Annotated in this window: 9 protein-coding genes; 5 read left to right on the top strand and 4 right to left on the bottom strand. The window is 46.5% G+C overall.

Annotated elements, in window-relative coordinates:
• Positions 1 to 179, bottom strand: a 179-nt coding sequence (gene psaC, locus H6F50_RS08590; protein ID WP_190428359.1) for a photosystem I iron-sulfur center protein PsaC, incomplete at its 3' end; no start/stop codon positions are given.
• A gap of 304 nt (positions 180 to 483) precedes the next feature.
• Between psaC and H6F50_RS08585 the strand changes: the two genes are divergently transcribed.
• Positions 484 to 1017, top strand: coding sequence for an Hsp20/alpha crystallin family protein (locus tag H6F50_RS08585; protein WP_190410513.1), 534 nt, complete (start codon positions 484 to 486; stop codon positions 1015 to 1017).
• Between the two features lie 45 nt (positions 1018 to 1062).
• On the opposite strand, the gene H6F50_RS27540 is transcribed toward H6F50_RS08585, so the two are convergent.
• Positions 1063 to 1185 (bottom strand): hypothetical protein, encoded by a 123-nt coding sequence (locus H6F50_RS27540; RefSeq protein ID WP_277879326.1) that lies wholly within the window; start codon positions 1183 to 1185, stop codon positions 1063 to 1065.
• 88 nt (positions 1186 to 1273) lie between these two features.
• Between H6F50_RS27540 and H6F50_RS08580 the strand changes: the two genes are divergently transcribed.
• Both H6F50_RS08580 and H6F50_RS08575 read left to right on the top strand, forming a co-directional pair.
• Entirely contained in the window at positions 1274 to 1786 is a 513-nt protein-coding gene (locus H6F50_RS08580) for an Hsp20/alpha crystallin family protein (RefSeq protein ID WP_190428358.1), read from the top strand.
• 276 nt (positions 1787 to 2062) lie between these two features.
• On the top strand, positions 2063 to 2320 hold the full coding sequence (locus H6F50_RS08575; protein ID WP_190410511.1) for a chlororespiratory reduction protein 7: 258 nt from the start codon (positions 2063 to 2065) through the stop codon (positions 2318 to 2320).
• Between the two features lie 25 nt (positions 2321 to 2345).
• Here H6F50_RS08575 and H6F50_RS08570 read toward each other — a convergent pair whose 3' ends face one another.
• Positions 2346 to 2891, bottom strand: coding sequence for a DUF2854 domain-containing protein (locus H6F50_RS08570; protein ID WP_190428357.1), 546 nt, complete (start codon positions 2889 to 2891; stop codon positions 2346 to 2348).
• A 300-nt stretch (positions 2892 to 3191) separates the two neighbouring features.
• Between H6F50_RS08570 and H6F50_RS08565 the strand changes: the two genes are divergently transcribed.
• Positions 3192 to 3452 carry a hypothetical protein gene (locus H6F50_RS08565; protein ID WP_190428356.1) on the top strand — a complete coding sequence of 87 codons (261 nt, stop codon included), beginning with the start codon at positions 3192 to 3194 and terminating at the stop codon, positions 3450 to 3452.
• A 42-nt stretch (positions 3453 to 3494) separates the two neighbouring features.
• Positions 3495 to 3677 (top strand): hypothetical protein, encoded by a 183-nt coding sequence (locus H6F50_RS08560; protein WP_190410508.1) that lies wholly within the window; start codon positions 3495 to 3497, stop codon positions 3675 to 3677.
• 75 nt (positions 3678 to 3752) lie between these two features.
• Here the strand turns inward: H6F50_RS08560 and H6F50_RS08555 are convergent, their stop codons facing one another.
• The gene (locus H6F50_RS08555; RefSeq protein ID WP_190428355.1) at positions 3753 to 4151 is read right to left on the bottom strand and encodes a response regulator transcription factor; all 399 of its coding nucleotides are present in this window, start codon (positions 4149 to 4151) and stop codon (positions 3753 to 3755) included.
• Between the last annotated feature and the right edge of the window lie 160 nt (positions 4152 to 4311).

The raw sequence follows: 4311 nt of genomic DNA, 5'->3' as shown, positions 1-4311 counted from the left end.
GTAGGACAGGCAGTTTCGCACCGCTTGCAACCTACACAATCTTCAGTCCGAGGAGATGAGGCAATCTGTTGGGCTTTACAGCCATCCCAGGGAACCATCTCTAGGACGTCCGTTGGGCAAGCGCGAACGCATTGGGTGCATCCAATGCAGGTGTCATAGATTTTAACGGTATGAGACATCGAAAAACGGCTCCTTTCTGAGTGTTCTCTACTAATGACACTAGAATCAAGGCTTAGTTTACCGCAGGCGCATAGACGCCTCTGCAAAAGGCCACAGAACTTCAAACTCTGTAATAGATTGCCCCTAATTGCGACTTTCCGACAAAGGCGGGGAAATCCCTCTGTCTCAAGGCGGTTTGCCTCACCGGCAAAGCTGGGGTGCCTTCGACATCATAAAGAAGTGTGAACGAAAGGCTTAACTCAGTTGAACAAAATTCAATTCCAGCGTTCGACACAGAGAAGTTTTAACCCTTGGGAATCGACTATGACACTGATTCGTTGGCAACCTTTTCAAGAAATGGCAACCCTGCGCCGTCAAATGGATCGAATGTTTGACGAACTGGCAAGCGTTAATCGGGATGCTCCAATCACCTGGAAGCCTGCGATTGAGCTGCAAGATACAGAGGACAGCCTAATCCTGCGGGCACAAATTCCTGGCATCGAAGCCAAAGACCTTGATATCCGCATTTCTCGTGAAGCGGTTGTTATTACAGGCGAACGCCGCTACGAAAAGAAAGAACAAGAAGGCGGTTACGTCCGTTCTGAGTTCCGCTACGGAAACTTTCAGCGAGTAATTTCCCTGCCTGTTGCGATTCACAACGATCGCGTCCAGTCTGAATTTAAGGATGGCGTCCTGATGCTGACGCTGCCCAAAGTAACGTCAGTTCGCGATCGCGTAGTCAAGCTCAATCTAGCAGATAGTACCAGTGCGGCTCCAGAAGTCACTGACGCACCCGTTGCTGACACGAAGAAGCCCGAAGCAACTGAGAGTGCTGAACCGGCTAGCGTCTGGGATTAATCCAGATAATTTTCGGTTAATCCGTAGCCGCGAAAACTTCTTAGTTTAACCACTCAACCGCTGAGCATCAGCAAGGCGGTTATTTTTTCGCCTTCTTCTAGAAGTCGGGAAAATCCCCCAAAAGGCAATTCGGTTTTCCTCACTGACGTAACCAGACTGTTTTGACATTATAAAAACGTGGGAACTAAAAGCTTCATCCCATTGAACAAATTTCAATTCAAGCATTTAGTCACTGCAAATTGGAGGTAACTGTTTTATGGCACTGATTCGTTGGCAACCCTTCCAAGAAATGGAAACTCTACGTCGTCAAATGGATCAAATGTTTGATGAACTTGCCGGAAGCGATCGCGTAGCTTCTCGCCAGTACAGCACAACTTGGAAGCCTGCCATTGAACTCCAAGACACTGAAGACCATCTGATCCTGCGGGCTGAAATTCCAGGCGTAGAAGGCAAGGACATTGATGTCCAAATCACTCGTGAAGCGATCGCCATTAGCGGCGAACATCGCTTTGAGAAGAAGAATGAAGAAAAAGGCTTCTTCCGCTCCGAGTTCCGCTATGGTAGCTTCCAGCGGGTGATTCCTCTACCAGTGCCGATTCAGAATGACCAAGCCAAGGCTGACTTCCAGAATGGCATCCTGACATTAACCCTGCCGAAAGTCACGGAAGCGCCGCGTACCGTCGTCAAACTCAATTTAGGAAGCACCAATACGACTCCAGAATTGACCAGTCAGTCAACTCCTGAAGCCAACCACGCCAACGTGAACTAATCTTGCCCTTGCCTTCCTGAAGGGTCTTGAGCCTGGGTAAGAAACAATAGCCTAATTTAGTTATCTAACCGCTGAGTGGTCTTCAGTAGAATCCTACCCTCCACTCAGCGGCTATTTTTTTGGCGTTGCACCTTGAAAAACTATTTATTTTCGAGACAAGCCTTCAGTAGATTGCCCCTAGAAAAAACCATCTCCTAATTGGACAATGTCATCTTTTTAGCTATCGTCAAGGACGATACACTTGTGCAAGATGTCTTCTTTGGGAAAAAACTTAAAATGCCAGATTCCTTGATGTATCGACAAGATGCCTTCGTTGTTCTGGAACCCAACCAACCAGAGCAATTCCTCACTCCCGCAGAAATGTTAGAAAAACTGAAGGCAATTTTGGCAACTCGTCAAGATAACCTACCGCCAGATTTGCAAAAATTTCCTTCAGTAGAAGCTCAAGCTGAATACCTGCTAGAAACGTCCTGCGAATTAGATATGGGGCCAGGACAATTTTTACAGTGGTATGTCGTGCGTTTAGAAAAATAAGAGCGGAGTTCCTCCGCCCCTACGTTTAGGGTGTAGCAATTAGCGCCACATCAACACGTTGTTCAGCTGGTTGAGTCACGGTTACGCGCACACCAGGGCCAAAAAACCCTTCTATTTTCTCCCGCTTCTGTTGCCAAACCTCTAGAGGGAAGAGCGGCGACTCAAATTCCAACACTAAAGCGTAAGCCCCATCGATCGCAGTTTCGTGTAATCCTGTTAGCACAGGTCTTTCTTCATCGGTTGGACTCAGCCCCAAGCTGCTCAAAGAGCTATCGAGATGAGCATCTTGACCGTAGCGATAGCGGGTGACATCTAGACGAATTTGGTTTTGAGTTGCGGTTGCTTGCTGTTCTCGGAGTGCCAGTATGTCCTTGGAAGTCGGTTTGCTGAATGGTACGGGCGTAAGTTCTGAGGCTTTGAGGGCAAGCCCTCCCAGCAACAGAGGAACCCCATAGAAGAATCCGGCTAGATTCAGCGTTGGGTTGTCGGTAACGTAAGCGACCAGTCCCGCCAGAAATAAAACGCCACCAACACTTAAACCCAACGTTCCCAAAGAAGTTTGACGTAACATTTTAATTAGGATACCCAATTGACAATCTCTTCAGCTTTATTATCCTTGGCACTGGGTAACATCTCTAGTATGGGTGAGATTTTTGTTAAAACTATGTGCCTTGCTTTGGGTCGCGATTGGGAAGCACGAAGCTGAAGAAGTCTCGCTAATTTGATAGCCCTTGACGAATGAGTGCAGAGTCTGTAAAGTAGCCCATCAACCAACGGTAATTCATAACTCAGGGCGTTTACAAAAGGAACCCCTATTATCAAAATAAGTCGCTGTTGTCCGCCGCCATCAATTCATAACCGAGATAATAAAATGATTCAAGAAGACAATTCCGGGGCTACAAAAAAGAGTAAAGCCATCCTGGATCAACTCAAAACGCTGAAGCAGGAAGATGAAACGCTTTATAACATCTTGGCTGTAGATGTTTGGGCTTTAGCTAAAACAATGGATGAGTTTCAACCAGGATTTTGGTCGGCTTTTATGAAAAATCGGGAGAAGGCGCTGAAGCGGTTTATTTCTGAAGTGATTAAAAATAAGCCTACCGATCCGAAACGTCCTCCTTTCCTTCGCTAGGATTAATTATTGTAAATAAATAATCGACAGAGGAAGCAAACAATGGACCCACAAACACTCAAGCAATGGATTAGCCAGATTGAACTCAAGCGTGAGTCGCTGGTAAGGCTCCTGGAGGAACCAAACCTGGGAACTCTACGAATTGATGTTAATCAGGCACTCGAAGAAATTGATGACCTGATTGATGAATTTCGGCGCACCTTCCCAGAGGCAGATGCCAACTAGAAACTAACGCCTTGCCGAGCTGAACTCTAGCCAAGAGGCTACGGCAAGGACGCCAATCACTAATTGCGCCCCTTTCTAATGACTGACTGCCCGCTGCCCTAGCTGCTTGACTAGAGCAATCAGCTCTTGAGTAGCGGTGTCTTTTTTACAAAAAGCATCAATTCTGGCAGTTTGGCTCATTACCTCAATCTGCGGGTCTTCGACTGAGGAATAGGCAATAATCTGAGCGTGCGGATCGATGTGCTTGATCTGCGTTGATGCGCTCAAACCGTCTAATACTGGCATTTGGAGATCGAGGATAATCACATCAGGGCGGTGACGCTCGACCATCTCAACGGCTTCTTGACCGTTACTAGCCAATCCGACTAACTCGATGTTTGCCTGACTCTGGAATGCTAATTTCAGGCTAAAACGAGTCAGCTCGTGGTCATCAACAACAAGAACACGAAGAAGGGGGTGCTGACAGGACAACATAAGAGGATAACTATATCATCTGACGGTTCTAGTTTAGGGGCATAGGATACAAATGTCCCTCTACCATCCGAGCGAACTACTGCAAGAAATACTCATTTTACCTCCAAACTAAAGTAGATAATTTTCTAAAGTTTAAATATTTATAAAGAAATCTGGAAGT

The organism is Coleofasciculus sp. FACHB-712 (genome assembly GCF_014695635.1).
In the GTDB taxonomy this organism is placed as follows: Bacteria; Cyanobacteriota; Cyanobacteriia; order Cyanobacteriales; family FACHB-T130; genus FACHB-T130.
This window is presented reverse-complemented; position numbering and strand designations above follow the sequence as displayed.

What these genes read in the sequence shown, in the direction of transcription:
- H6F50_RS08565 (WP_190428356.1), top strand. Translation starts at nt 3,192, where the DNA reads ATGATTCAAGAAGACAATTCCGGGGCTACAAAAAAGAGTAAAGCCATC.
- H6F50_RS08560 (WP_190410508.1), top strand. Translation starts at nt 3,495, where the DNA reads ATGGACCCACAAACACTCAAGCAATGGATTAGCCAGATTGAACTCAAG.
- H6F50_RS08570 (WP_190428357.1), bottom strand. Translation starts at nt 2,891, where the DNA reads ATGTTACGTCAAACTTCTTTGGGAACGTTGGGTTTAAGTGTTGGTGGC.
- H6F50_RS08555 (WP_190428355.1), bottom strand. Translation starts at nt 4,151, where the DNA reads ATGTTGTCCTGTCAGCACCCCCTTCTTCGTGTTCTTGTTGTTGATGAC.
- H6F50_RS08575 (WP_190410511.1), top strand. Translation starts at nt 2,063, where the DNA reads ATGCCAGATTCCTTGATGTATCGACAAGATGCCTTCGTTGTTCTGGAA.
- H6F50_RS27540 (WP_277879326.1), bottom strand. Translation starts at nt 1,185, where the DNA reads ATGTCAAAACAGTCTGGTTACGTCAGTGAGGAAAACCGAATTGCCTTT.
- H6F50_RS08585 (WP_190410513.1), top strand. Translation starts at nt 484, where the DNA reads ATGACACTGATTCGTTGGCAACCTTTTCAAGAAATGGCAACCCTGCGC.
- H6F50_RS08580 (WP_190428358.1), top strand. Translation starts at nt 1,274, where the DNA reads ATGGCACTGATTCGTTGGCAACCCTTCCAAGAAATGGAAACTCTACGT.